This window comes from Minwuia thermotolerans (genome assembly GCF_002924445.1).
GTDB classification, from domain to species: Bacteria; Pseudomonadota; Alphaproteobacteria; order Minwuiales; family Minwuiaceae; genus Minwuia; species Minwuia thermotolerans.
This window is the reverse complement of the sequence record NZ_PIGG01000040.1, coordinates 96,181-122,496: the sequence shown is the minus strand read 5'-3', so window position 1 is coordinate 122,496 and position 26,316 is coordinate 96,181. Positions and strand designations below refer to the sequence as shown.

Below are 26,316 nucleotides of genomic sequence, written 5' to 3'. Positions count from 1 at the left end.
GGGCCCCTACCGGCCCGGCGGGCCGCCGCCGCGCAGCCCCCGCGCCGGCGTATAGGCCCACATGGCGAAGCCGCCGGCGATGGCGAGCGCGATCAGCGTGAATCCGAGTGCGGCCGCGTCCAGTCCGGCGTGGAGCGCGCCGCGCAACAGGCCCACCGCGTGGGTGAACGGGTTGATCTGGGCCAGCCAGTAGAGAACCTCGCTGCTCGCCCGCATGCCGTCCAGCGGATAGAGCGCCGGCGAGAGGAAGAACATCGGGAAGATGACGAAATTCATGATGCCGGCGAAGTTCTCGAGCTGTCGGATGCGCGCGGCCAGCAGCAGACCGAGGCTGCCCAGCATCAGCCCCGTCAGCACCAGCGCCGGCAGCACGGCGATCAGCCCCGCCCAGGGGATCGCCACACCGAACAGCAGAGCGACGATCAGGAACGCGTAGACCTGCAGGATCGAGACCACGGTCCCGGCCAGCAGTCGGCAGAAGATGAGATACCAGCGCGGCAGGGGCGTGGTCAGCAGCATCCGCATGGAACCCATCTCCCGGTCGTAGACCAGCGACAGCGAGCTCTGCATGCCGTTGAAGAGCTGCACCATCGCGCACAGCCCCGGCGCGATGTAGAGCTCGTAGGGGATCGGCTGTCCGTCCGGGCCGGCGAGGTTCCCGCCCATGGCCGCGCGCAGGCCGGTGGCGAAGATCACCAGCCAGATCACCGGCCGGACCAGGGCGGCGAAGAACCGCTCCCGCTGCTGCAGGAAGCGCAGCGCCTCCCGGATCAGGATACCCTGCAGGGGCAGGAGCCAGCGGCTCGTCACGGCGCGGCCTCGCGGCGGCTGACGCCGCGCATGGGCGGCTGGCGCTCCCGCCCGGTGAGGTCGTCGAACAGCGCCGAGATGTCGTCGGCGTCATGTTCGTCGAGCAGGGCCATGATCTCTCCGCTCGCCCTGACGCGGCCCTCGTGCAGCACGATCACGCGGTCGCCGGCGCGGACCTCGTCGATCAGATGGGTCGCCCAGAGCACCGTGACCCCCTTGTCGGCGGCCAGCGCGTGCACGTCGTCGACGATCCGCCGGCGGGTCGGGATGTCGAGCCCCACCGTCGGCTCGTCGAGCAGGAGGACGTCCGGTTCGTGCAGCAGGGCGCGGGCGATCTCCAGACGGCGGCGGTGGCCGCCGTTGAGCTGGCGGACCTTTTCCGTCCGCCGTTCGGCCAGGCCCAGACGCTCCAGCTCCGAATCGATGCGGGCGCGGGCGGTCCGCGCCGGCAAACCGCGCAGCCGGGCGAAATAGGCCAGGTTCTGCTGCACGCCGAGGTCGAGATCGAGGGTTGGTGACTGGAACACCACGCCCATCCGTGCGAGCGCCGCCAGCGGGGCGTCCCCGATGCCGTGGCCGGCGACCTCGATGCGGCCGGTCTGCAGCGGCAGCAGCCGGGTGAGCAGTGCGTAGAGCGTCGACTTGCCGGCCCCGTTGGGGCCCAGCAGCACCGCGAAGGCGCCGGCCGGCACGTCGAAGGTCGCTGCCTCCAGCGCCGTCCTGCGGCCGTATGTGTGGCTGACCTCGCGGACGCTCAGCATGATTCCGTCCAATCGGGCCGCCGGCCCATCTCAGATCAGCCGCACGATGCGGGGATGTGCTACAGGCAGGCCGAAGCGGCCCAGCGCGTCGTTGGCCCGGCCCCGGTGTTCCAGATCGGCGAGGTTGCGGCCGACGAACTCGTGCAGTTCGCCCGCATGGGCGGCGAGGCGGGCGGCGTGGGCCTGCGCCTCGTGCTGGCTGACCTGGTGCAGAGGCAGGGCGCGGCCGTCCGGGGCGAAGGCGCCGTGCAGCGCAATATAGGCGAAGGCGCTTTCGGGGCGGCCATGGGGCCCGAGATCAAGCTCGAAGCCGTCGAGACGGCAATAGGCGTAACCGCGGCCCACGGATTCGGTTTCGTGCATGATCTCGAGCTGGCCCTCGGTCAGCCAGGTCACGTGGACGCCGGCGCGTTCGCCTTCCAGCACGGCCAGTGTCGCCGGCACCGAGCCGTAGGACGTGATCCGGGCGGCGAAAACCGGCACCAGGTCCCGGATCGTGCCGAAGCTGACCGGAATCTCGCCGGCGTCGCCGTATTTCTCCCGCAGCCGCAGCGGCGAACCGTTGGAACCGGAGGCGACCACCGGCACCCGGCCCTCGGCCTCGAAGCGTTCGATCTCCTCCATCCGTCCGTCGCGGAACAGATAGCTGCGGCCCGGCGGATCGAAGGGGTATCTCAGCGCATGGTCGATGCGCGCCTTCAGGGCCGGATCGGTCATGGCACGAACTGCTCGTTGAGGATGCGCTCCTCCAGGCTGTGCTCGCTGTCGAACAGCAGCCGCATGGTCACGTCCTTGGCCTCGCTGACGGTCACGCGCTTGACGTGGCGCACCTCGAAGGTGTCGGCGACGGCACTGACGGGGCGCTTGTAGATCTCGCGCACGTCGAAGACCACATGGGCGTCCTTCGGCAGCAGGGCGCCGCGCCAGCGGCGGGGCCGGAAGGCGCTGATCGGCGTCAGTGCCAGCACGCCCGCGGTGAGCGGCAGGATGGGCCCGTGTGCGGAGAGATTATAGGCGGTGCTGCCGGCGGGCGTGGCCAGCAGGATGCCGTCGCAGATCAGCTCCTCCATCCGCACGCGGCCGTCAATGCTGATCCTCAGCTTCGCCGCCTGCCGCGTCTGGCGCAGCAGCGAGACCTCGTTGATCGCCAGGGCTTCCTGGCTGCCGCCGGATTCTGGTTCGGCGACCATGCGCAGGGGATGGATCTCCGCCATTGTCGCGGCGTTGAGCCGTTCGAGCAGGCCGTCTTCCTGGAACTCGTTCATCAGGAAGCCGATCGTGCCCTTGTTCATGCCGTAGATCGGGATGTCGCGATGCATGTAGTCGTGCAGCGTCTGCAACATGAAGCCGTCGCCGCCCAGCGCGACGATGACGTCGGCCTCGTTCGCCGGGCAGTCGCCGTAGTGCTCGATGAGCTGCTCGGCGGCGTTCTCGGCCGCGGGCGTCGGCGCCCATTTGAACGAGATGCGTTCCAACGCCATTCCCTGACTTCCCCTCTGCCGCTGCCGGTCCCCCGCCCGGCGCGCCGACACTATAACCGGGGGCGCGGCGAGCGCCAGCCGCTGCTCCCCGCTTGCGCCCGCACCGCAGAGGGGCGATCATCCGGCGCATGATCCAGCGCCTGCTCGCCATCGCCATCCTGCTCGCCGTTCCGGCCGCCGTCTCGGCGGATGATCGCCACGAGGGCTACTACTATCCCGGTCCGGTAACGGAGGAAGTCTATGGCAGCCGGGCGGAAATGATGCCCGACGCCGACCGCGGCGTGCGGCTGAGTTTCATCACCGGGTTCACGCAGGAGCAGTTCGGCCGCGCCTACACGCCGCCCTACGCCCTGTTCGCGAAAGGCGCCGATTCGGAGAAGCTGCTGCTGGTCGCTACCGGACCGGGCGGGTTCCGCACGATCCATCAGGCTCGCGCCGTGCTGGCGCAGCTGACGGCGATCTCGCGGGGGACGCCGCTGTTCCGCGATCTCAAGGTGGAGGAAATCTTCACCTTTCTCGATCTAGTGAAGATGATGGGCTTTACCCAGGTCACGGTCTCGGATGGCAGCAATTTTGCACACCGGATCGTCATCGAATGAAGGTCTGAGGACAGCCGGCAACGGCAGGAGGGGACAGATGGGCAAGATCGTCAGGAGGCTGTGGAAGTTCGCCTCGGTCCGGTGGCTGGCGTTCGTCGTGCTGGGCGGCATCGTCGCCATCCGCATCGCCGACCCGTCGGCGACCAAGATCCTGCGCGAGAACATCTGGTTCGACCAGTTCCAGAAGGTCGACAACTACGTCCCGCCGGAGCGCCACACCGTCATCGTCGACATCGACGAGGAAAGCCTGCAGGAGCTCGGCCAGTGGCCCTGGTCGCGCTATGATCTCGCCGTGATGGTCCAGGTCCTGGGTCAGCTCGGCGCGCGTGTGGTCGGATTCGACATCACCTTCCCCGAGAAGGACAAGCTCTCGCCTGCCGAATGGGCGACCACCAACCAGAACCTGCCGCCGGAAATGGTCGCCCAGCTGAAGGGGATGCCGAGCAACGACCAGATCTTCGCCTCGGTGATCGGCCAGAGCCCGGTGGTTCTCGGCGGCGCCGCGTTCTACCGGGAGATCGAGAATCGCGAGCAGCCGCTGCCCGCAGAGCCCCGCCTGGGCTACCGAAACGGCAACGGCAAGGCGTGGCTGCCGCTCTACCGCGACCTCGTCTACAACACCGAGGTGCTGCAGCAGGCGACGCCCGGCTTCGGCGTCTTCTCCATCGATCCGAGTTCCGACGGCGTGGTGCGCCGCGTGCCCGCCATGATCCGCGTCGGCCCGCCCGGCGACTACAAGGAGCAGAACGTCTACCCCGCGCTGACGCTGGAGATGCTGCGGCTCGGTCATGGCGAGAAGGGCTTCATCGTCGAGAAGGCAAACGAGGCCTCCGGCATCAGCCGGATCAAGATGCGCTCCAAGGTCAACGAATCCGGCGAGGTGGTGATCCCGACCGACGAACACGGCATCCTTTGGGTGCGCTTCTCCGAGCACGAGCCCGACATCTTCATCTCCGCCAAGGACATCATCAAGGCGGGCGAGCTGCCGCCCGAGCGCCAGCAGGAGCTGTTCCGCAAGATCCAGGGCAAGTATGTCATGATCGGCACCTCGGCCGAGGGCCTGAAGGATATCCGGGCGACCCCGCTGGAAGGCGCCATGCCCGGGGTGGAGGTCCACTCCCAGGTGCTGGACATGGTGGAAAACCAGGCCTTCCTGATCCGGCCGTCGATCGCCAACGCCATCGAGCTGGCGATCATCCTGTTCGCCGGCATCGTGCTGATCAGCTTCGTGCCCCGGCTCTCGGCCATGACCACGGCGCTGTTCTTCGTGCCCTTCTGCCTGATCCTGATGGGCGCCAGCTATTATCTGTTCATCGAGGAATCGATCCTGATCGACGGGCTGACGCCGGTCGCGGCGCTGTTCATCCTGTTCGTGCTGCTGGTCTATCAGAAATACGCCCGCGAGCAGGAGCAGAAGAAGCAGGTGCGCGGCGCCTTCAGCCAGTATCTCTCGCCGGCCCTGGTCGAGCAGCTCGCCGAAGACCCCACCAAGCTCACCCTCGGCGGCGAGACCAAGTCGATGTCCTTCCTGTTCTGCGACATCCGCGGCTTCACGCCGATATCGGAGAGCTTCAAGGGCGATCCGCAGGGCCTGACCCGGCTGATCAACAAGTTCCTGACGCCCATGACCGACATCATCATGGGCAATCACGGCACCATCGACAAATACATGGGCGACTGCATCATGGCGTTCTGGAACGCGCCGCTGGACGATCCGGATCACGCCCGCCACGCCTGCGAAAGCTGCCTGATGATGCAGGCCGACCTGATCGAGCTGAACAAGCGGCTCGAAGTCGACGCGAAGGAGGATGGCCGGCCCTTCATTCCCATCAAGATCGGCATCGGCGTCAACACGGGCGAATGCGTGGTCGGCAACATGGGCTCCGAACAGCGTTTCGACTATTCGGTGCTGGGCGATGCCGTGAACCTGGGCGCGCGCATCGAGGGCCAGTCCAAGTCCTATGGCGTCCAGAACGTGATCGGCGAACTGACGGCGAACGAGGTGCGGGACTACGCCATCCTGGAACTCGACCTGATCGCGGTGAAGGGCAAGGACGAGGCGGTCCGGATCTTCACCATGCTGGGCGGCCCGGAGATGGCGCAGGACCCGGCCTATCAGGCGCTCTACAAGGAAACCGACGAGATGATCCGGGCCTATCGCGAGCGGCGCTTCGAGGACAGCCAGCGCCATCTCGACAAGTGCCGCGAGATGCGCCCGGACATGAGCGTGCTCTGGGATGACATCTACCAGGCGCGTCTCGACGAGTACAAGGAGAACCCCCCGCCCGAGGAGTGGGACGGCGTCTACCGGGCGACCTCCAAGTAGCAGCAGCGGAAGCGTTTTCATGAAGATCGCGATCATGGGTTGCGGAGCCACCGGCTCCGTCTATGCCGGACTTTTCGCTTCCGCCGGCCACGAGGTCTGGGCCATCGACCGCTGGGCCGAGCATGTCGAGGCGATGGGCCGCAAGGGACTGACTCTGACCGGCGCCTCGGGCGAACGCACCGTGCCGGTCAATGCCACCACCGATCCGGCCGAGGCGCCGGAATGCGACCTCGTCATCATCGCCACGAAGGCGATGGATGTGGCCGAGGCGGCGGAGGCGGCGCGGCCGCTGATCGGGGCGAAGACCATCGTCATGCCCATCCAGAACGGCCTGGGCAGCGCCGAGCGGGCCGTGCGCATTCTCGGCCGCGAGCGCGTGAAGATCGGCGTCATCGGCGGTTTCGGCGCCTCCGTGCCGGAACCCGGCCATGCCCACCACAATGGCTGGGACCTCGTGCGGCTGGGCGAGGTCAGCGGTCCCGCCAGCGACGAACTGAAAAATCTGGAAGCGGTCTGGACCGATGCCGGTTTCAAGGCGCAGTGCTTCGACGATCTGGACGGCATGATCTGGGAAAAGCTGATCTGCAACGTCGCCTTTTCCGGTCCCTGCGCGCTGACCGGCCTCACGATCGGGGAGGCCATGGCCAGCCCCGAGGCCAGCGTGGTCTCGCTGTGGTGCGCGCAGGAGGCGTTCAACGTCGCCTCGGCGCTGGCCATCGACACCGGAGTGAAGGATCCGGCCCGCCATATCCGCGCCTTTGCCGCCAAAATCCCCGACGCGAAGCCCTCGCTGCTGCTCGACCACCAGGCCGGGCGGCGCTCCGAGATCGACGTCATCAACGGCGCGATTCCGCGCGCCGGCCTAAGGGTCGGCGTGCCGGCGCCGGTCAACGAATCCATCACCGCCCTGGTGAAGGAGCGCGAGAAGACGTTCGGGGGGCAGGGATCAAAGGCGTCTCAGGAGTAGGTCCCGGCGTTCCGCTACGGTTCAGCCGGGACGACACCAGGAAACGCAGCCCAGGATGCCATCCGGGACAAGGGGCGACGCCCCGCGATCCGGGACCTCGGGACGGTCGATCTACCCCGCGCGCTTGATCGCGAAACCGACCCGGGGGAAGTGGACCACCACCTCGCCGCAGCGTTCGTCGGTGCGGCGCACGGCGATCTCCCCGCCATGGTAGGTCACCAGCTCGCCCTGCACCGGATCGCGGGCATAGTCGGTCGGCGCGATCGCCACGCGATCGCCGGCCTTCCAGCCTTCGGCGTTGCCGTCGACGCCGGCGGGGCTTTCCGGGCTTGCCGCCATTGCCGCCGCCAGCGCGTCTTCGGCGCTCATTTCCGTCTTCTCGCCATGACCGATGGCGGCGACGCGTTCCATGAACGCGCCGAGCGCCGGATGCGGCTCCAGCAAGGCCCGGCCGACGCGGCCGCCGCCCTTCAGGAACCAGAGGACATGGTAGAGGGTCAGGTCCGCCAGTCCCGCGCCGTCGCCGGCCAGGAACTTGCGGCCGTCGGCGAACAGGTCCGCCGCCCAGGCGAGCTGCGGCTTGAGCTGTTCCTCGTGCATCCCGACCGCCGCCTTCAGCTTCTCGACGTTCGCCCCCGGCGCGCCGCGCATGCGGGCGCGGTCCTCGTGGAACTCGGCGGGCATGCGGTCGGCGTTGGAGCCGATGACAAAGCCGGCCACGGTCCAGAACATCTGCCCCTCCGCGAAGGCCGAGAGCGCATGGGCCAGGCCGATGCCGCCGCTCATCAGGCCGGGCTCGGGATGGCGGCGCTCCAGTTCGTCCGCGATCAGACCGGTATCGCAGTAGATATCGGCGCCGATCTGCAGCACGGGCGTCTTGCGGTAGCCGCCGGTCAGAGGCGTCAGATCCGGCTTCGGCATGATCATCGGGATATCCACGCCGCGCCAGGCCAGGCCTTTCAGCCCCATCATCAGCCGCGCCTTCTCCGCGAAGGGCGACATGTCGTAGTGGTGCAGGATGAAATCGGTCATTTCACGCGCCTCCCCGGTGCAGATGCTCGCCTGGAGCATAGGGGCTCGGCAGGCCCTGTCCAACGGGGGAAGGGCGCATTATCCTGCGGCCGTCATTTCAGGGGAGGGAATGCATGGGACGCGTTGAAGGACGTGTCGCGATCGTCACCGGCGGGGCGTCGGGCCTCGGCGCGGCGACCGCGAAACTGCTCTCGGAAGAGGGCGCGAAGGTGCTGGTCACCGACATCCAGGAAGACAAGGGCCGGGAGGTTGCGAAAGCCTGCGGCGGCGTCTTCCTCCGCCACGATACCGCCGACGAGGATCAGTGGATCGCCGCCTTCGGGAAGGCCGCCGCCGATCTCGGGACGGTCTCGATCCTGTTCAACAATGCCGGGGTCCGGCCCAAGACCGCGCCGCTGGAAGACATCGCGCTGGACGAGTGGAAGGCGCACATGGCCGTCAACATCGACGGCGTCTTTCTGGGCATCAAGCACGGCATCCGCGCGATGAAGACCGAAGGCGGCTCGATCGTCTCGACCTCGTCGATCTACGGCATCGTCGGCGCATCGATGATCGGCGCCTATTCGGCCTCGAAGGGCGGGGTGCGGACGCTGACCAAGGCCGCGGCGATGGAATGCGCGCATCTGGGCTATCCGATCCGCGTCAATTCGATCCATCCCGGCTTCATTGAGACCGGCATGCTGGATTCGGTGAAAGCGGAGTTCGGCGCCGGCATGATCGAGAAGCGGATGATCGGCGACACGCCGATGAAGCGCATCGGCGAGGCCCGCGACATCGCAGAAGGCGTGCTCTATCTGGTCGCCGATTCCGGCAAGTTCGTCACCGGCATCGAACTGCCGATAGACGGCGGATATCTGGCGAAATGACCACGGCCTCCAGGGAAACGGCGGAAGCGTTCAATCTCTACGCGCTGACGCCCGAGTACCTGGAGGATCCGTTTCCGGTCTACCACGCGCTGCGCGAACACAGCCCCGTCCACCGCCTGCCGGACGGGTCCGTCTTCCTCAGTCGCTACGCGGACGTCATCGCCTGCTACCGCGACCGGACCATGTCCTCGGACAAGCGCCGCGAGTTCGGGCCGAAGTTCGGCGAGGGGCCGCTGCTGGTCCATCACACCACCAGCCTGGTGTTCAACGACCCGCCCCTGCACACCCGCGTGCGCAAGCTGCTGGCCCAGGCCTTCACGCCGCGCGCCATGCGTTCGATGGAGCCCGGGATCGTCGCCTTGGTGGACGGTTTTCTGGACCGCGCAGAGGAACGCGGCGAGATGGACCTGATCGGCGATTTCGCATTCGCCCTGCCGGTCGGCGTGATCTGCGACATGCTGGGCGTGCCGGCGGCGGACCGGGAGCGGCTGCGCGACTGGGCGATGCTGATCCTGGGCGCGCTGGAGCCGACCATCTCCGACGAACAGCTGCGCCGCGGCAACGAGGCCGTGGCGGCCTTCTCGGCCTATCTCAAGGACCTGATCGACGAACGCCGCCGCAATCCCGGCGAAGGCGATATCCTTTCGATCCTGATCGCCGGCGAGGTGGACGGGGAGCGGCTGAGCGAGGAGGAACTGATCCAGAACTGCATCTTCCTGCTCAACGCCGGCCACGAGACCACGACCAACCTGATCGGCAACGGCGTCGCCGGCCTGCTGGCATTTCCCGGCGAGATGGCGCGGCTTCGGGCCGATCCGGACCTGATGGACAGCGCCATCGAGGAGTTCCTGCGCTTCGAAAGCTCCAACCAGCTGGGCACACGGCGGGCGACGCGGCGGGTCGAGTTCGACGGCGGCGCGGTGGAGGCCGACACCGTGATCCATCTCGGCATCGGCGCGGCCAACCGCGATCCGGCGGTCTTCCCCGATCCGGACCGCCTCGACATCACGCGTGAGCCGAACCGCCACCTCGCCTTCGGCTGGGGCGCGCATATCTGCCTCGGCAACTCGCTGGCGCGGATGGAAGGGAAGATCGCCATCGGCCGGTTGCTGGCGCGCTTTCGCCATATCGAGCGCAATGGCGATTTCGTCCGCGGCGGCCGGGCCCGGTTCCGGGGCTATCGCAAGTTTCCGGTCAAGCTGAGATAGCCGCCACTTCCGCGAGGCGGATTTCGACCGATATGGAAGCGGATGAAACATCCCGGCCCATTGGTCCTGGCGGCCCTCGCCATGTTCTGGTCAGCGGCGCCCGCACCGCCCGCCACCGCACAGCTGCGCGACGATCCGGCCGCCGATATCCGCGAGCGGACCGAGCGCCTGAAGCAGCGCCGCCTGCCGCCCGAGGAGCGCTTCAGGGACCGGAACCTCGATCGAGGCCAGAACTTCAGGGATCGCCAAAGCCAGCGCGAAGCCTATTCGGCGGAGCGGGAAGGGCGGCTGCTGGACCGGCTGAACGAACGCCGGGACCTGCTGCAGGGCGATCCGAACGATCTCGACGCCCGCCGCGACGACCGCCGCGAGGACCGGGTCGACCGGCGGCTCAGAGAGCGGCTCAGAGACGCCTACCGCAGCGATGCGCCGCCGCCCCCTCTGCCGCCGCCCGCCCCGCGATGACGACGCCATAGGTCAGAAGGCGCGCGAGCCAGCCATGCCATCCCTCGCGCGCCGACCTGTTACCTCTCCCGGAACGCCTCGCTCTGCAGGCGCAGGACGGGCCGGAGCAGAAAGGAGGCGACCGAGCGGGAGCCGGTGTGGATGTCGACGGTGGCTTCCATGCCCGGCCCGATGGGCAGACGGCCCGGCTCGTCGCCCAGATAGCTCCGTGCCGTTTCCACCACGACCTTGAAATAGGGCCGGCCCTGCTCGTCGATGTTGGAATCGGGGGATATGCGGACGACCCGGCCCTCCAGCCCGCCGAAGCGGATGAAGTCGTAGGTCGAGATTTTCACCGTCGCGTCCTGGCCGACGTCGACGAAGCCCCGGTCGGCGGGCCGGAGCCTGGCTTCCACAACCAGGTTGCCGCCCACCGGCACGATCTCCAGGATCGGCTGACCGGGTCCGACGATGCCGCCGATGGTCGTCACCTTCATTTCGCCGACGATCCCGTCGATGGGACTGCGCACCACGGTGCGGCTGCGCTGATCGTCGGCGCCGGTCAGCCGGTCCGTGACCGTGGCGATATCGACCTCGACTTCGGAGAGCTCCGCCTGCGCGCTCCGGCGGAAGGCGCGCGAGGCTTCCTCGCGGCGCTCCACGGCTTCCCGGCGAGCGGCGTTGGCGCGGCTGATGGCGGCGTTCAGGCTTTCCATCTCGCCCCTGAGGCGCGCCAGTTCGCCCTGCTTCTGATTGACCTCCAGGCGGGAGGCGAGATTGTCCTTCGCCAGATCCTCCAGCGTCGCCAGCGCCTGCTCGGCGAGCGCGATCTCCTCGCGCCGGGCGTCGCGGGCGGCGGCGAATTCGCGCGCCTCCTCCTCGCTCTGGCGCGCCTGCTCGCCCAGCACGGCAATGGTGCTTTCGAACTCCGAGCGGCTCGCCAGGAAGGCGCGGCGCTCGGCGCGCACCAGATCCGGCCGCCGCGCCTCGATGTCGGCGGAAAAGGCGGGCTCCGTGCCCGCGGCCTCGGCCAGCAGGCGCTCGCGTTTCAGCAACAGACCGTCCAGGCGCACGCGCAGCCCCTCGGGGCTCTGCGCGTCGGTGCCGAGGGCGAGGCGGAGCAGCGGCTCGCCCGCCGTGACGCGGTCGCCCTCCGACACCAGCATCTCCTCGACGATGCCCCCCTCCAGATGCTGGACGGTCTTCACGTCGCCCTGGGGCACCACCAGGCCCTCGGCCACCGCCACCTCGTCCAGTTCGGCGACCAGCGCCCAGGCGGCCAGCGCCAGGATCAGCAGGGCCGCGGCCCGGGCCAGGATCACCCCGCCGCGGGGGCGATGACGGGCCGCCATGTCGTCCAGCGCGCTCAACGCTCCACCTCCTTAAGCCGCCGGGCCGCCTCCATGCGCTCGCGCACCTGACCGGCGGGGCCGGCGGCGACGATGCGGCCGCCGTCGAGCGCGATGATGTTGTGGCAGACCTCCAGCAGTACGGGGCTGTGGGTGACGACGACGATGGTGCGGTCTTCCGCCAGCGCCTCCAGGTTCCGCGCCAGGGTCTTCGCGGCCTCGGTGTCCAGATTGCCCGACGGCTCGTCGAGCAGCAGCACCGGCGGATTGCCCAGCAGCGCCCGCGCGATGGCGATGCGCTGGCGCACGCCGCCGGGCAGGTCCATGCCGCCCTCGCCGATGCGTGCGCCATAGCCGTCGGCCATCTCGGAAATCGCCGAGTGGGCGCCGGCCAGGTGGGCGGCGTCGACGATCAGCCCGTCATCGGCCCCGGGATCGCCAATGGCAATGTTTTCCCTGATCGTGCCGGCGAACAGGAAGGTATGCTGGGGCACATAGCCGATGGCGCGGGCCAGATCCTCGCGGCCGAACTGGGCGATGTCGGCCTCGTCCAGCATCACCCGGCCGTGGCTGGGGCGGTAGAGGCCCTGCATCAGCTTCAGCAGCGTGGTCTTGCCGGAACCGTTGGGTCCGACCAGCGCGTGCAGGCCGTTGCCGATCTTCAGCCTGACGTTCCGCACCGCCGGCGGGCGGTCCGGCGCATAGCCGAAGGTAACGTCGTCCAGCATCAGGACGCCGTCGCGCACGTTCGGGCGGACGGCGCCGCGGGCGGGCTCCTCGGCGGTGGCGAAGGCCTCGCCCAGCCGCTTCAGGGATTGCCGTGTCGCCATGTAGGTGCGCCAGTTGCCGATCAGCTGCTGGAAGGGCTGGACGATCCGCCCGCCCAGCATGTTGGCCGCGACCAGCGCGCCGATGGACAATTCCTGGTTGAGGATCGCCACCGCGCCGACAGCGGTCACCGCGACGGTGGTCAGAACCGTCAGCCCCAGCCCCATGTGCACGAAGCGGTCGGACTGCCGCCCGCGCCGGACCGATTCGTCGACGGCGCGGACATGGCGCGCCTCCCAGACCTCGGTCATCGGGCCCTTCAGCGCCAGCGCCTTGATCGTGGTCCGGCCGCCGATCAGCTCGGCGGTCACGGCGTCGCGGTCGAAGCTGGCCTCGCGTTCCTCGCGGTTGGCGTCCTGCATCACCCGCCCCGACCACCAGGCCAGGCCGATGAACAGCGGGAACGCCGCCAGCAGCACCCACGCCACGGGCGGGGCGATGATGAAGATGACCACCGCGAAGAACAGCGCGAAGGGCAGGTCGGCGATCAGCACTGCCGACAGACCGGAGAAGGCGTTGCGGACCACCTCGGCATCGCGGAACAGGGCCTGCCAGTAGGCCGTCGGCCGGCTTTCCAGCACCGGCAGCGGCGCGGCGGTGATGCGGCTGTAGAGCGCGCGCGCCAGCTCCACGTCCATATCGACGGCGGCCGAGCGCAGCAGCCGGGCCCGGCCCTGGCGCAGCACGAAGTCGAAGACGATGGCGGCGAACATGCCGATCACCAGGCCCTGCAGGGTCGACAGCCCGCCGTGGAAGACCACCCGATCATAGACCTGAAGCACGAAGATCGGGGCGGCGATCGCCAGCAGGTTGATGATCGACGAATAGGCGATGACCTCGCCGATGCGCCTGCGCACCGGAGCCAGCACCTCCCTCAGCCATTCCGGGCCGTCAGCCATCGATCCTCTTGCGTCTCCCGGTTGCGTCGCCACGGTTCATGCGAGTTCGATGCCAATTGGCCTCGAGTCACGCGTCGTGTTAAATAGCCCCGATAAACGGCGGCGGCGACAGCGGATTTCCCGACGGTGTCCGGGTCGGACCGCCGGCAGGGGATAGGGTCGCGGATTGTACCGTCATCTCGCAATAGGCGCCGCCGTGGCGCTGGCATTGACCGCGCCGGCCGGGGCCGCGCCGTTGCAGGAGGAGCTGGAGATCGTGCTCCAGGCCCATCCGGACGTTCGCGCGGCCGAGCGCCGTTTCGAGCAGTCGCAGCTGGCGGTTACCGAAGCCCGTGCGCCCTATCTGCCGCAGCTCCGCATCAGCGGCGAATACGGCTACGAGAACGTCGACAGCCCCGTGGCCCGCGCCGCGGGACAGCCGGCAGTCGAGCAGAGCCGCGAGATCGGCCGCTTCACCGTCACCCAGAAGGTCTTCGACGGCTTCCGCACCGATGGCCAGCTGAAGGGCGCCATCGCCCGCGAGTTCAAGTCGGGCTATGCGCTGGAGCGGGCGGAGCAGCAGATCCTGCTGCGCGGCACCGCCGCCTATCTCGACGTCCTGAAGCAGACCGAGCTGGTGGACATCGCGCTGGAGACGGAAATGACGATCCGCCGCCAGCTCGCCCTGGAGGATGAGCGCGTGCGCCGGGGCTCCGGCCTGTCGGTCGACGTCTTGCAATCCAAGTCGCGTCTGCAGGCCGCCAAGGAAGCGCGGGTGCGGCTGGAGGGGCGGCTGAGGGAAGCGATCGCCGAATACTACGCGGTCTTCAACCATGCTCCGGAGATCGGCTCGATGGCCCCGCCCGAGGCGCCGGACGACCTGCTGCCGCCCGATTTGCAGGCGGCAATCAACATCGCTCTGGCCGAAAACCCGTTGATGAAGCAGAGCGACGAGACCATCGGCGAGGCCCGCCAGCAGCGCAAGGTCGCCATGGCCGACTTCTTTCCGCAGATCAACATCGTCGCCGAGGGGGCGATGGAGAACGATGCCGAGGGCATTCCCGGCAACCGCAAGGAGGCCTTTGTCGGACTGCGCGCCGAGTGGGAGCTGTTCGACGGATTCGCCACCGCCGCCGCGACCGAACGCTCCGGCCGGCGGATCGCCGAGACGATGGAGAACCATGCGGCGCTGAGCCTGGAGATCGCCAAGCGTGTCGAGGTCGCCTGGGAACAGCTCATCACGCTCCGCGAGCGGGCCGACCTCGCCGCTAACGCCGCGGCGATCGCCTCGGAACTGTTCACCGCGCGGCGCAGGCTGCGTACCGCCGGCCGCGAGTCGGTGATCAACGTGCTCGACGCCGAGGCCGAACTCAACGGCGCACGCAGCCGTGCCACGGCCGCGCGCTACGACGCGCTGGTGCAGGTCTTCCGGGTGCTGTTCGAAACGGGCCGGCTGAACCTCGCAGCGTACTGAGGCTACTGGATCTCGAAATCGCTGGCCTGGAGCGTGCCGTTGGAGACGGTCACGCTGGCGATCTCGAAGCTCGCCTGGGCGCCGTCGCCATCGGGGTCGAAGTGCAGCGTGTTGTTCGAATCGAAGACGAAGGTCGCCTGTCCGGTGCCGAGTTCGGTGTCGCCGTCGATCAGGGCTTCGGCCACGCGCACGAAGCTCTCGCCGTCGGTCAGCGTGTTCGCGCCGCCGCCGACATTGTCGAAGGCCACGCCGTCGATCAGGAAGCGGTCTTCGCCCGACGTGAAGTCGGTGATGACGTCCTGATGCCCGATGGCCTGATCGTACTGGAAGGCGTCGGCCCCGCCGCCGCCGGTCAGCGTGTCCGCGCCTTCGCCGCCCAACAGCGTGTCCAGGTTGTCCGCGCCGGTGATCGAATCGTTGCCCGCGCCGCCATCCATCAGGTTCTGGCCGGAGGTCTCGGTCAGGGTATCGTCGCCCAGTCCGCCGAACAGGCTGTCGGAGCCGGCCCCGCCCTCGACGGCGTCGTTGCCGTCCTCGCCAAGCACGCTGTCATCGCCGCTGCCGGCGAAGATCTGGTCATTGCCCGCACCGCCGGAGACCGTGTCGTCGTCCTGGTCGGCCTGGATCAGGTCGTCGCCGTCGCCGCCGTCGATGGTGTCGTTGCCCAGATCGCCGCGCAGGGTATCGGCGCCCGCGCCGCCCTGGACCACGTCGTCACCCTCGTCGCCGAAGATGTCGTCGTCGCCGTCGAGCCCGGAAATGCTGTCATCACCCAGCCGGCCCTGCAGCAGGTTGTCGCTTGCATTACCCGACAGCGTATCGCCCTGGTCGGTGCCGACAGCCGCCTCGAAGTTCGTGACGATGTCCGTACCGGCTTCGATTCCGGTCGCGGTTCCGGCCGTCAGGTCGATATTCACACCGGTCCCGAGACCGAAATAGCTGATGACGTCGCCGATGCTGTCGACCGCGACGCCAAGATCGTCCGCGCCGCCGTCGATCGTGTCGTCGCCGATACCGCCGAATATGAAGTCGTCGCCGTTGCCGCCTTCGACGCTGTCATTCCCGGCATCGCCGAACATCACGTCGGCCCCATCGCCGCCGATCAGCGTATCGTTGCCGTCGCCGCCGCCGAGCCGGTTGATCCCGGCATTGCCGGTGATCGAATCGTCGCCCGTCCCGCCCTGGAAGCCATCGATGGAGAACAGCGTGTCGGTGCCGAGGTCGTTGGTGGTCACGGTGGTGCTTATGTCCGTGACAGCTCCCAGCGTTAGCGTCAGGTCCTCGGTGGCGTCGGCATAGTCGGCGACGTCCACTTCCGCGTCGGAGCCGTTCAGCTGGTCGTCGCCTGCGCCGCCGCGCAGCGTGTCGCGCTCGCCGCCGCCGTTCAGCGTGTCGTTACCCTCGCCGCCGAGAAGGAAATTGCGCTCGGCGTCGCCGGAAATGAAGTCCGCGCCCGCGCCGCCGATGACCGTGGTGAAGTTGGCGAAGTTGTCGGAGCCGGTCTCCGCGCTGGCGGCCGTGCCCGCCGTCATGTCGACGATCAGGTCGGCGGAGGCGGTGGCGAAACTCAGCGTGTTGCTGCCTGCGCCGCCGTCCAGGCTGTCGTTGCCGCCCTCGCCGATGATCAGGTCGTCGCCATCGCCGCCGGCGATGGTATCGGCGTCGGCGCTGCCGCGGATCGAATCGTCGCCCGCCCCGCCGGTGACGCCGTTGAAGGCGGTGACCGTGTCGGTGCCGGTCGCCGTGCTGGCCGCCAGTCCGCCGAAAAGGTCGACGGCGACGCCTTCGGTGGCGTCGGAGAAATCGAGCGTGTCGTTGCCGGCGCCGCCGTCGAGACTGTCATTGCCTGCGCCGCCATTGATCGAATCATTGCCGTCGCCGCCGGCGATGGTGTCATTGCCGGCGCCGCCGAGCAGGGTGTCCGCGCCGCCGCCGCCGCCGATCGAATCAGCACCCTGGCCGCCTTCGAGACGATTGTTGTCCGCATCGCCGTTCATGGTGTCGTCGCCCGCGGTGCCGATGATCGTCTCCAGACCGAGAACGGTGTAGCTGTTCGCGTCCAGTGTGGCGCTGTTGCCGGTCAGGTCGATCTGGAATGCGCCGGTCAGGTTGGAGAAATCGGCAGTGTCGTTGCCGGCCGCGCCGTTCAGCGTGTCGTTGCCCAGGCTGGCGATCAGCAGGTCGTCGCCGCCGCGGCCGACGAAATTGTCGTCGCCGTCGCTGCCGGTGAAGGTGTCGTTGCCGGCGGAACCGAAGACCCGCTCGATCGCGGTCAGCGCATCCGTGCCTTCGCCGGTGACCGTGCCCGCGCCGCCGCCGGCGGACATGTCGACGTTTACCGGCGTGGCGCTGTCGCGGTAGTCGGCCGAATCGAAGCCGATGCCGCCATCGAAGGTATCGTCGCCCAGCCCGCCGAACAGCGTGTCGCCGCCGGCGTCGCCGGACAGACTGTCATTGCCCGCGCCGCCGGCAATCGAATCGCCGCCGACGCCGCCTTCGATGGCATTGGCGGCGGCGTCGCCCGTCAGCGTGTCGGCCTGCGCGCCGCCGACGATGTTCTCGATCCCGCTCAGCGTGTCCGTGCCGTCGCCGCTCGCCGCGCCCGTACTCAGGTCGACATCGACCGCGCCGCCGGCGTCGGAGAAGTCGGCGGTGTCGGTCCCGTCGCCGCCGGTCAGCACATCGTCGCCGTCGGACCCTTGCAGCGTGTCGTCGCCGGCCCCGCCATCCAGCGTGTCGTTGCCGCCGCCGCCGGCCAGAAGGTCGTCGCCGGCCTCGCCGGTGATGCTGTCCTGTCCGGCCAGACCGACGATGAAGTCTCGTCCCACGGTGCCCGAGAGCGTGTCGCCCGCAGCGGTGCCGCCCTGGATCGAGAAGACCTCTCCGGCGAAGTCGAACTGCTCGACATCGTTGGAAACCGTGTCGGAGCCTTCGGATCCGGACTGGTCGGCGACGAAGACGAAGGCGCCGTCGTCGGAGAAACCGAGGTTGAAACCGCCGATGGCCCCGGCATAGACGGCGACGTCGTCGCCCGAACCGCCGAACAGGATGTCGTTGCCGCCATTGCCGGTCAGCGTGTCGTCGCCGGCCAGACCCGTGGCGATGTCGTTGTCCGCGCCGAGGTCGAGCGCTTCGCCCGCGGCGGTGCCGCCCGTGACGTCGAACAGCACATCGTCGCTGGCGCCTTCGACGCTGAAGGCCAGGGTCTCGACGTCCAGCGCCACCGCGTCGGCGCCTTCCGCGCCCACCGTGTCGGTGAGCCGCAGGCGTGCGGCGGCCTCGTCGACCGCGAAGGCGAATCCCGTGTTCTCGCCGGTGTAGTTCACCCGGTCGGTGGCCGCGCCGCCCGAGAGCAGGTCGTCGCCGGCGCCGCCGGTCAGGGTATCGTCGCCCGCATCGCCGAACAGGCTGTCGCCGCCCGCGCCGCCGACAAGGGAATCCGCGCCGCCGCCGCCGGAGACGATGTCGACACCGTCGCCGCCGTCCACGGTGTCGGCGCCGCCGCCGGCGCCGATGAGATTGTTGCCGGCGTCGCCTGTCAGGTTCTGCGCCGTGGCGTCGCCGAGGGCGACGTCGACGGTGATATCGGCGAAGTCGATGGTTTCGATGTCGCTGCCGAGGATGTCGGCGCCCTCGCCACCGACGCTGTCGGTCAGGGTGAGCCGGCTGCCGTCGTCATCGCCGGTCGCCACGAAGTTCCCCGCATTGCCGGCATAGCCGGCCTGGTCGGCGCCCTCGCCGCCGAACAGGCTGTCGTCGCCCGCACCGCCGGTGATCGTGTCGTCGCCGGCCTCGCCGCCGATCAGGTCGTCGCCGGCATCGCCCGAGAGCTGGTCCGCGCCGCTGCCGCCGGCCAGCACGTCACCGCCGCCGCCGCCGGCCACAGTGTCGTTCCCGGTCAGGGCGGCCAGGAATTCGTCGGCCCCGCCGCCTGTCAGGTTGTCGCCGGCGGCCGTGCCGAAGACCACGTCGAGCAGCCGCGCGTCGCCCTGGAACTCCACCGCTTCGATGTCGTTGGCGAGGGTGTCGGTCCCTTCCGCGTCGGTGGTGTCCTCGAACACAATGATGCTGCCATCGTCTGCCGCGCTGACATTGAAGTCGGCGGAACTGCCGGCATAGACTGCGCGGTCGGTCCCCGCGCCGCCGGTGAGCGAGTCGTCGCCCGCGCCGCCGGCGAAGATGTCGTTCCCGTCGCCGCCGTCGATGGTGTCTTCGCCGGCATTGCCCGTCAGGCTGTCGTCTCCCGCGCCGCCGTCCAGAGAATCGTTCAGCGCGCCGGCGACAACCGTGTCGTTTCCGGTCCCGGCGGTCACCTCGAGCGTCTTGCCGATATCGGCCGCGGCCACCGAGTCGTCTCCGCCGCCGAGATCGAGGATCACCGTGTTGTCGGAAATGTCGGTTCCGCCCAGATTGCCGATGGCGATCTCGTCGCTTGCCGCGCCCAGATTGACCGCCAGGGTCTCGACCTCGTCGATGTTCACCTGCGCGCCGTTGCCGAAGGCGAGCACCGCGCGACCGCCGACCTCTTCCAGGGTAACGGTATTGGCGTTCACCTGGTCGGCGGCGACTGTCAGAACGTCCTCGCCGGCGCCGCCGGTGACGTTGAAGACGCCGCCATTGGCGACATCGACCTCCTCGGCGCCGTCGAAGGCGACATCGATTTCACCGTCGTCGCCGCCGTCGTCGCCGACCTCGTCCTCGTCATTGCGGTCGTCGAGTTCGTCCTCGCCGGTGTCGCCCACCACCTCCGTGTCCGAACCGCCGTCGCCGACCGCCTCGCCGCCCTCGATGATCGGGTCGGCCTGCGCCTCGGTGATGCCGAAGACCTCGCCCAGCCGGCTGAGGAATCCGTCCGTGTCGGTGCGCGCGATCTCGAAATCGCCGGCGATGTCGGAATAGGCCAGCACGCCGTCGCCGAACTCCGCGGTGAGCAACTGCGCGTCGACCTCGGGGATGCGGGTCGGTTCGCGGAACAGCGACAGCACCTGCAGGCCCTGCAGCGGCTGATCGAGCGTCACCACCGCGCCGGCGGTGGCGACGGCCAGCGCGCCGGCCGCGCCGCCCGCGTTGGGCAGCAGCACGAAGGTATTGGCCTGGGCCTCGGGCGCGGCCTTGCCGATCATCCGCGCGCCCTTGACGCTGACGGAGGCCACCGGCGTCCGCACCAGAAGCTCGCTCGCCGGTCCCTCCGTCGAATCGCGGTTGTCGACAGAGAACTCGCCCTGGATGACGAAGAACTGGGGCTTGGCCGCGGCCTCTGCCGGTTCCTCGATCAGCACCCGGCTCTCGCTGTCGAAGAACAGCCTGGTGCCGTCGGTCAGGGTGACCTCCAGCGCGCCGTCGCCCTGGGTCATGACCACGTCGCCGGGGCTGAGCTTCTGACCCGGCGCGGCCTGGAACTGGCGGCCGTCGACGCCGATGATCAGAACCTCGCCGCGCACGTTCTCCACGCTGATCGGTCCTTCGCCGCCGGCCGTGGCCTGGGCCTGAACCAGCGGTGTCGGCGCTTCGGGGGCCGTCGAGGCGGCGAGGCCGGGCACGACGAACGCCGAACCGGCCGTCTCGCTTTCGCTGAAGACGGCTTCGGCCTCGATTGTACGTGCGCTGTCCGGGCGCTGTTCCATCACGGCTTTCCCTGGTTCGCCTCGATCCTAGGCGCTGGACGGATCGTTTTCATCATCCGTCCATGTCTCATGAAGCAAGCTTCGCGCCATGCAAGCGTGACGGGCGCGGGCCCCGTTCAGGCGGCCCGCTGCTCGATCATCCGGCCCATCTCCGCCAGCGTTCGTTCCGCGATGGCGCGAATTTCCTCTATCGCCTGGCGGGCATCTTCCAGTGGCCCTTCGTCACACAATCGTTCAATTTTTGCGGCTGCCTCGGAAAGTGACACGGCGCCGACGGTGCCGGCGCTGCTCTTCAGGCTGTGCGCTTCCCGTCCCAGCCGGTCGGCGCTGACATCGTCCAGAGGCTCGGACAGCCGTTCCAGCCGATCCTGGGTATCCAGCATGAAATCGCGCAGCAGTTCGGGCAGGTAGTCCTGACCGACATCCTCGCCGAACTGGTCGAGGATCGCGCGGTCGATCATCGATCCTTCCACCTCGCCCCCCGGTTCCGGCGCCGCGCCGGCGGGAACCGGCCCGGCATCGGCGGCCGCTGGCCCCGCCATCGTTCCGGCGTTCGGCGGGCCGCCGGTACTGGCGGCGCCAATCAGCGCCCACTTGGCGACGAGCTGCAGCAGTTCGATCTTGTCGAAGGGTTTGGCGATGAAGTCGTCCATGCCCTTCGACAGGCATTCCTCGCGGTGTTCGGGCATGGCGTTGGCCGTCACCGCGACCACGGGCGTCGTGGCCCTGGCGCCGTCCAGGGCGCGGATCGCGGCGGTGACCTCGAAGCCGTCCATGTCCGGCATCTGCACGTCCATCAGCACCACCTCGAAGTCGTTCTCGCCGATGGCGGCCAGGGCGCCAGCGCCATCCTCGACCGCGGTGACCGCGTAGCCCGCCTTCTCCAGCATCACCCTGGCGACCTGCAGGTTGATGCGGTTGTCGTCGGCCACCAGCACCCGCGCGCCCAGTGCCGCCTCGTCGCCGATCTGCTCGATCGTGGCGGCGGCATGGGCTTCCGCGGCGCTGTCGCGCCCGGTCAGCGCCTGGGCGAGGGCGAGCGGCCGGGGCGGGCGCAGCAGGAACTGGTCGAAGCCCCGGGCCAGGATCTGCTCGGCGCGGCCGCGCTGGGACGGGTCGATCGCCACCACCATGCGGCCGCCGACGCGGCTGCGCAGCCGGACGATGTCCGCGGCGCCGGCGTGTTCGGCCAGGCCCCCGTCGATCACCAGGTGATCGACGGTGCGGGACGGCGCATCGAGCGAAGCCGCGTTGTGGGCGATCGACAGGCCCAGGCCGCGCAGGCGCGCCGCCATCCCCTCCCGCAGGACAGGGTTCGTCGCCAGGATCGCCGCCTGCCGGCCCCTGAGCATGGCGCTCAGCCGGTCCACCATCTCGTGGGCCTCGCCCCTGTGGGCCACGTCCGCGACGCCCAGCGTGGCTTCGAACCAGAAGGTGCTGCCCCGGCCGACCTCGCTGTCCAGGCCGATATTCCCGCCCATCAGGTCGACCAGGCGTCTGGAGATGGCGAGGCCGAGGCCCGTGCCGCCATAGCGCCGGGCCGTCGAGGCGTCGACCTGGGTGAATTCCTGGAACAGGGCGTCCTGGCGGTCCTGCGGAATGCCGATGCCGGTGTCGGTGACGTTGAAGCGCAGTTTCGGACGGTCGTTCTCGCTGCCGGCCAGCAGGATTTCGATGGTGACGCCGCCGGTCTCGGTGAACTTGATGGCGTTGCCGGCGAAGTTCAGCAGCACCTGGCGGATACGCGTGGGGTCGCCGTAGAAGCGCTTGGGCAGATCCGGGTCGTAGATCACGGCGATTTCCGTGCCGCGTTCGAAGGCGCGCGCCGAAAGCAGGTCTGCCACACCATCGGCCAGGTCTTCCAGGTCGAAGGCGACCTCCTCCAGCTCCAGCCGCCCGGCCTCCAGCTTCGAGAAGTCGAGGATGTCGTTGATGATCGTCAGCAGCGCCTCGCCCGACTTGTGAACGGTCTCGGCGTACTGGTGCTGTTCGCCGCTCAGCCCGGTCTCCAGCAACAGGTTGGTCATGCCCAGCACGCCGTTCATGGGCGTGCGTATCTCGTGACTCATCATGGCGAGGAAGCGGGACTTGGCGACATTGGCGTCCTCGGCCCGCTCCTTGGCCTCGCGCAGGGCCTCTTCATTGTCCTTCTGCGCGGTTATGTCGGTATGCACGCTCACCCGGCCGCCCTCGTCGGTGCGGAACTCGCCGACCAGGATCCAGCGCCCGTCCACCAGCTCCTGCTCGAAGGGGCCGCCGGGCTCGCGATGGCGCGCCACCCGCCAGGCGACCCATGCTTCCGGGTCGGTGGTGGCGTCGACGATGTGGCGGCTGGCGGTGCGCCGCATGATGTCCTCGAAGCGCTGGCCGGTTTCGATGCCCGCCTGACCGGCGCTGCTGTAGAGCTCGCGGTACCTGGTGTTGAACAGGATCAGACGGTCGTTCTCGTCGTAGAGGGCGAACCCGTCGTTCATCGCCTCGATCGCTTCCAGCAGCTGCGTTCGGGCGGCGTTGGCGCGCGCCTCGGCGGCCGAGACCTGGCGGTAGAGTCGGGTGGTGCGGCGGATTTCCCGGATCAGCAGCAGCACCAGCAGCGCCGCCGCCGCCATGGTGGCGACCGCCGAGATCAGCAGTTCCAGATAGATCGGCCGCAACCGGTCGGCGCGCGACTGTGTGACCGTCAGCTCCGAGGAATTGGAGAGTTGCTGCAGCGCGTTGAACAGCGGCAGCAGGTCGTTGCGCAGCTGGTTGTAGGCTCGGTAGTCGCCGGCTTCCAGATTGTGCAGCCGGGCGTCATTGGCGCGCAGACGATCCTGGATGCCGCTCGCCAGGTCGCCGGCGCCGAGCGCGTCGTCCCGGTCCGAGCGCATGGCCTGGAGAAACACGGGCAGGCGCTGTTTCAGGTAGCTGTAGCGCTGCTGGAATTCGGCCTGGCTCATGCCCGAGGTGCCGAGCACGTAGGTATCGAGCGCGGCGAGGAACAGCGACAGTTCCGTGCGGGTGTGCGAAGCGCCCCAGACGATGCTGTCATAGCGGCTGGAACTGGCGTTGTATTCCTTGCGCAGCGTCAGCACCGAGAAGACCGTGGTGGAGAGGAGAACCATGACGGTCGCGAGCAGGACCGCCAGCGTTCTGTTCACGCCTGTCCGCTTGACGTCCCGGGCGCCCGGAGCGGCGGCCGCGCGATCCGATTCTGGGCCTTGAAGCTGCATTGTCAGCGACATTCTATCATGCGACAACTTCGGGCAATGACCGAAAATTGGCGGTCGCGGGGAACGGTGAACCGGACGGCGGCAGAAGCCGGACGCCGACGCGGCCTTCAGCGCTTTGGGGGACGACAGGCCGATGAGCCGCACGGCGAAGTCTCAGATTCTGCTCGTCGAGGACACGCCGACGCTGGCGCGGAGCTACATCCAGTTCCTGCGCGACGAACCCTATGACATCCGCCACGTCGAAACCGGCGCCGAAGCCCTGGCCGAACTGGAGAAAGGGCGGCCCGACGCGATCCTGCTGGACCTCCGGCTGCCGGACATGGACGGCATGGAGATCCTGCGCCATATCGGTTCGCTGGACGAGGGGATCGGCGTCATCGTGATCACCGCCCACGGGTCGGTGCAGACGGCGGTGACGGCAATGCGGCTGGGCGCTGCCGACTTCATCGTGAAACCGTTCACCGCCGACCGGCTGAAGGTCACGCTGCGCAACGTCCTGGAAACGACCAAGCTCAAGGAGATCGTCGAGACCTACCGCACGGAGATCGACCGCGGCGGTTTCGAAGGCTTCGTCGGCAGCGCGCTGTGCATGCAGGCGGTCTACCGCATCATCGAGGCCGCGGCGTCGTCGAAGGCCACCGTCTTCATCACCGGCGAAAGCGGCACCGGCAAGGAGGTCTGCGCCGAGGCGATCAAGAACCGCAGCCCGCGCCGCGACAAGCCCTTCATCGCCATCAACTGCGCCGCGATCCCCCACGACCTGATGGAGAGCGAGATCTTCGGTCATGTGAAGGGCGCCTTCACCGGGGCCCTGGGCGAGCGCGAGGGCGCGGCGGCGATGGCCGACGGGGGCACGCTGTTCCTGGACGAGATCTGCGAGATGGACCTGGACCTGCAGGCCAAGCTGCTGCGCTTCATCCAGACCGAGACCTACAGCAAGGTCGGCAGCTCGAAGGTCGAGAAGGTGGACGTGCGGGTGATCTGCGCCACCAACAAGGAACCGATGGCGGAGGTCAAGGCGGGCCGGTTCCGCGAGGATCTCTACTACCGGCTGCACGTGATCCCGATGCACCTGCCGCCGCTCAGGGAGCGCGACGACGACATTCTGCGGATCGCGGAGACGTTCCTGCGCCGCTACGCCGAACAGGAAGGCAAGAGCTTCCGCGCCTTCGGGCCGGCCGCCGCGGCGATTCTGATGGCGCATGAGTGGCCCGGCAATGTGCGCGAACTGCAGAACGCGGTGCACAACATCGTGGTCCTGAACGACGCCGAGACGGTGACGCCGGAGATGCTGCCGGCCAACCTGCAGAAGGTGGAGGCGCTGGCCCCGCCCCCGGCGGCTGCGGCGTCCGCAGCGGAGCCCGAGGCGGGACCGCCGCGTCCGGAGCGCCGCGCCGATGTGCAGTCGCTGTCCGAGGAGATCCGGCCGCTGGCCGCGGTCGAACGCGACTACATCGAGAACGCGATCGAACGCTGCGGCGGCAATATCCGCACCGCCGCGGCGCTGCTCGGCATCGCGCCGCAGACGATCTACCGCAAGCGCGCCGCCTGGGAGGAAGAGGACGCCGCCACCGCGGCGGAGTAGGCGCCGCTCAGAACTTCCCGGCCTCATAGTCGCGGAAGGCCTGGATGATCTCCTCCTTCGTGTTCATCACGAAGGGACCGTAGCGGGCCACCGGCTCGCCGATCGGTTGCCCGGCAATGAGCAGGAACCTTGCTTCGCCGCCCCTGGCCCGGGCCTCGACCCGCGCGCCGTCCGTCAGCAGCGCCATCTGGCCTTCCGAGAGCGTGTGGCTCCCGAGGTCCAGCCCGCCGCCATAGACGTAGACGAAAGCGTTGTGGCCTTCGGGCACGGCCTCGTCGAAGCGCCCTTCGGCCGGCAGGGCGACATCGTAGTAGAGCGGTTTCGTGGCGATGCCGCTGACCGGTCCGGCGACGCCGCCGAGCTCTCCGGCGACGATGCGCACGCGTGCGCCGCCCGGGCGCTCGGCCTCCGGAATGTCGCCCGGCTCGATGTCCTGGTAGCGCGGCGCCGTCATCTTGTCGGCGGCCGGCAGGTTGACCCAGAGCTGGAAGCCCCACATCAGGCCGTCCTCCTGCTCCGGCATTTCCGAGTGCACGATGCCGCGGCCGGCGGTCATCCACTGCGCGCCGCCGCTCTGCAGCAGGCCGGAATTGCCCTGATTGTCGCGGTGGCGCATGCGGCCGGCCAGCATGTAGGTCACGGTCTCGAAGCCCCGATGGGGATGATCGGGAAAGCCGGCGATGTAGTCGCCGGCCTGGTCCGAGCGGAACTCGTCCAGCAGCAGGAAGGGATCGAAATGCTGCAGGCGGGGGCCGCCGAGGCTGCGCTTCAGCTTGACGCCTGCCCCGTCCTGCGCGTCGACGCCGGGGATCACGCCCAGCACGGTTCGGAAATCGGATTCGCTCATGGCAACGCTCCTGCTCTGTTGCCGG

General features: G+C 68.7%; 18 protein-coding genes. 8 read left to right on the top strand and 10 right to left on the bottom strand.

What is annotated here, in order from left to right; all coding sequences use genetic code 11:
* Nucleotides 1–6: 6 nt before the first annotated feature.
* The 4 genes from CWC60_RS13320 to CWC60_RS13305 are packed head-to-tail and all read right to left on the bottom strand — an operon-like array spanning nt 7 to nt 3,052.
* A complete protein-coding gene (locus CWC60_RS13320; RefSeq protein WP_109794432.1) occupies nt 7–810 on the bottom strand; it encodes an ABC transporter permease in 804 nt (267 codons plus the stop codon).
* Nucleotides 807–1,571 carry an ABC transporter ATP-binding protein gene (locus tag CWC60_RS13315; protein ID WP_109794531.1) on the bottom strand — a complete coding sequence of 255 codons (765 nt, stop codon included), beginning with the start codon at nt 1,569–1,571 and terminating at the stop codon, nt 807–809. Before CWC60_RS13315 ends, CWC60_RS13320 begins: the two co-directional genes overlap by 4 nt.
* Before the next feature lie 30 nt (nt 1,572–1,601).
* On the bottom strand, nt 1,602–2,288 hold the full coding sequence (locus CWC60_RS13310) for a hypothetical protein (RefSeq protein ID WP_109794431.1): 687 nt from the start codon (nt 2,286–2,288) through the stop codon (nt 1,602–1,604).
* Entirely contained in the window at nt 2,285–3,052 is a 768-nt protein-coding gene (locus CWC60_RS13305; RefSeq protein ID WP_109794430.1) for an NAD kinase, read from the bottom strand. Before CWC60_RS13305 ends, CWC60_RS13310 begins: the two co-directional genes overlap by 4 nt.
* A 128-nt stretch (nt 3,053–3,180) precedes the next feature.
* Here CWC60_RS13305 and CWC60_RS13300 point away from each other — a divergent pair, with 128 nt between their 5' ends.
* From CWC60_RS13300 to CWC60_RS13290, 3 genes are read left to right on the top strand one after another with little or no spacing between them, the layout of a single operon-like run.
* Nucleotides 3,181–3,651 carry a molybdopterin-guanine dinucleotide biosynthesis protein A gene (locus CWC60_RS13300; RefSeq protein ID WP_109794429.1) on the top strand — a complete coding sequence of 157 codons (471 nt, stop codon included), beginning with the start codon at nt 3,181–3,183 and terminating at the stop codon, nt 3,649–3,651.
* 37 nt (nt 3,652–3,688) lie between these two features.
* On the top strand, nt 3,689–5,977 hold the full coding sequence (locus tag CWC60_RS13295) for a CHASE2 domain-containing protein (RefSeq protein WP_164516533.1): 2,289 nt from the start codon (nt 3,689–3,691) through the stop codon (nt 5,975–5,977).
* Between the two features lie 19 nt (nt 5,978–5,996).
* Entirely contained in the window at nt 5,997–6,944 is a 948-nt protein-coding gene (locus CWC60_RS13290) for a ketopantoate reductase family protein (protein WP_109794427.1), read from the top strand.
* A gap of 111 nt (nt 6,945–7,055) precedes the next feature.
* On the opposite strand, the gene CWC60_RS13285 is transcribed toward CWC60_RS13290, so the two are convergent.
* Complete coding sequence (locus tag CWC60_RS13285; protein ID WP_164516532.1) at nt 7,056–7,976, bottom strand: glutathione S-transferase family protein; 921 nt, start codon at nt 7,974–7,976, stop codon at nt 7,056–7,058.
* A 113-nt stretch (nt 7,977–8,089) separates the two neighbouring features.
* Here CWC60_RS13285 and CWC60_RS13280 point away from each other — a divergent pair, with 113 nt between their 5' ends.
* From CWC60_RS13280 to CWC60_RS13270, 3 genes are read left to right on the top strand one after another with little or no spacing between them, the layout of a single operon-like run.
* Nucleotides 8,090–8,842 carry a glucose 1-dehydrogenase gene (locus CWC60_RS13280; RefSeq protein WP_109794425.1) on the top strand — a complete coding sequence of 251 codons (753 nt, stop codon included), beginning with the start codon at nt 8,090–8,092 and terminating at the stop codon, nt 8,840–8,842.
* Nucleotides 8,839–10,050: a cytochrome P450 gene (locus tag CWC60_RS13275; RefSeq protein ID WP_109794424.1), complete on the top strand. Its 1,212-nt coding sequence runs from the start codon at nt 8,839–8,841 to the stop codon at nt 10,048–10,050. Before CWC60_RS13280 ends, CWC60_RS13275 begins: the two co-directional genes overlap by 4 nt.
* 42 nt (nt 10,051–10,092) lie before the next feature.
* A complete protein-coding gene (locus tag CWC60_RS13270; protein WP_125182784.1) occupies nt 10,093–10,515 on the top strand; it encodes a hypothetical protein in 423 nt (140 codons plus the stop codon).
* 59 nt (nt 10,516–10,574) lie between these two features.
* On the opposite strand, the gene CWC60_RS13265 is transcribed toward CWC60_RS13270, so the two are convergent.
* Nucleotides 10,575–11,864 (bottom strand): HlyD family type I secretion periplasmic adaptor subunit, encoded by a 1,290-nt coding sequence (locus CWC60_RS13265; RefSeq protein ID WP_109794422.1) that lies wholly within the window; start codon nt 11,862–11,864, stop codon nt 10,575–10,577.
* Entirely contained in the window at nt 11,861–13,570 is a 1,710-nt protein-coding gene (locus CWC60_RS13260; RefSeq protein WP_109794421.1) for a peptidase domain-containing ABC transporter, read from the bottom strand. Before CWC60_RS13260 ends, CWC60_RS13265 begins: the two co-directional genes overlap by 4 nt.
* 166 nt (nt 13,571–13,736) lie before the next feature.
* On the opposite strand from CWC60_RS13260, the gene CWC60_RS13255 reads away from it, so the two are divergent.
* Complete coding sequence (locus tag CWC60_RS13255; RefSeq protein WP_109794420.1) at nt 13,737–15,023, top strand: TolC family protein; 1,287 nt, start codon at nt 13,737–13,739, stop codon at nt 15,021–15,023.
* Nucleotides 15,024–15,025: 2 nt separating this feature from the next.
* On the opposite strand, the gene CWC60_RS24290 is transcribed toward CWC60_RS13255, so the two are convergent.
* Together CWC60_RS24290 and CWC60_RS13245 are read right to left on the bottom strand one after the other, a co-directional pair.
* Entirely contained in the window at nt 15,026–20,647 is a 5,622-nt protein-coding gene (locus tag CWC60_RS24290) for a FecR domain-containing protein (protein WP_109794419.1), read from the bottom strand.
* A 116-nt stretch (nt 20,648–20,763) separates the two neighbouring features.
* The gene (locus tag CWC60_RS13245) at nt 20,764–23,787 is read right to left on the bottom strand and encodes a hybrid sensor histidine kinase/response regulator (protein ID WP_125182783.1); all 3,024 of its coding nucleotides are present in this window, start codon (nt 23,785–23,787) and stop codon (nt 20,764–20,766) included.
* Between the two features lie 205 nt (nt 23,788–23,992).
* Here CWC60_RS13245 and CWC60_RS13240 point away from each other — a divergent pair, with 205 nt between their 5' ends.
* Nucleotides 23,993–25,444 (top strand): sigma-54-dependent transcriptional regulator, encoded by a 1,452-nt coding sequence (locus CWC60_RS13240; protein WP_109794417.1) that lies wholly within the window; start codon nt 23,993–23,995, stop codon nt 25,442–25,444.
* Nucleotides 25,445–25,451: 7 nt separating this feature from the next.
* Here the strand turns inward: CWC60_RS13240 and CWC60_RS13235 are convergent, their stop codons facing one another.
* Nucleotides 25,452–26,291 (bottom strand): pirin family protein, encoded by an 840-nt coding sequence (locus tag CWC60_RS13235; RefSeq protein ID WP_109794416.1) that lies wholly within the window; start codon nt 26,289–26,291, stop codon nt 25,452–25,454.
* Nucleotides 26,292–26,316: the final 25 nt, after the last annotated feature.

Bases quoted from the DNA above. Each gene is read 5' to 3' on its own strand.
- CWC60_RS13315 (WP_109794531.1), bottom strand. From the start codon at position 1,571: ATGCTGAGCGTCCGCGAGGTCAGCCACACATACGGCCGCAGGACGGCG.
- CWC60_RS13310 (WP_109794431.1), bottom strand. From the start codon at position 2,288: ATGACCGATCCGGCCCTGAAGGCGCGCATCGACCATGCGCTGAGATAC.
- CWC60_RS13305 (WP_109794430.1), bottom strand. From the start codon at position 3,052: ATGGCGTTGGAACGCATCTCGTTCAAATGGGCGCCGACGCCCGCGGCC.
- CWC60_RS13300 (WP_109794429.1), top strand. From the start codon at position 3,181: ATGATCCAGCGCCTGCTCGCCATCGCCATCCTGCTCGCCGTTCCGGCC.
- CWC60_RS13295 (WP_164516533.1), top strand. From the start codon at position 3,689: ATGGGCAAGATCGTCAGGAGGCTGTGGAAGTTCGCCTCGGTCCGGTGG.
- CWC60_RS13290 (WP_109794427.1), top strand. From the start codon at position 5,997: ATGAAGATCGCGATCATGGGTTGCGGAGCCACCGGCTCCGTCTATGCC.
- CWC60_RS13285 (WP_164516532.1), bottom strand. From the start codon at position 7,976: ATGACCGATTTCATCCTGCACCACTACGACATGTCGCCCTTCGCGGAG.
- CWC60_RS13280 (WP_109794425.1), top strand. From the start codon at position 8,090: ATGGGACGCGTTGAAGGACGTGTCGCGATCGTCACCGGCGGGGCGTCG.
- CWC60_RS13275 (WP_109794424.1), top strand. From the start codon at position 8,839: ATGACCACGGCCTCCAGGGAAACGGCGGAAGCGTTCAATCTCTACGCG.
- CWC60_RS13270 (WP_125182784.1), top strand. From the start codon at position 10,093: ATGAAACATCCCGGCCCATTGGTCCTGGCGGCCCTCGCCATGTTCTGG.
- CWC60_RS13260 (WP_109794421.1), bottom strand. From the start codon at position 13,570: ATGGCTGACGGCCCGGAATGGCTGAGGGAGGTGCTGGCTCCGGTGCGC.
- CWC60_RS24290 (WP_109794419.1), bottom strand. From the start codon at position 20,647: ATGGAACAGCGCCCGGACAGCGCACGTACAATCGAGGCCGAAGCCGTC.
- CWC60_RS13240 (WP_109794417.1), top strand. From the start codon at position 23,993: ATGAGCCGCACGGCGAAGTCTCAGATTCTGCTCGTCGAGGACACGCCG.
- CWC60_RS13235 (WP_109794416.1), bottom strand. From the start codon at position 26,291: ATGAGCGAATCCGATTTCCGAACCGTGCTGGGCGTGATCCCCGGCGTC.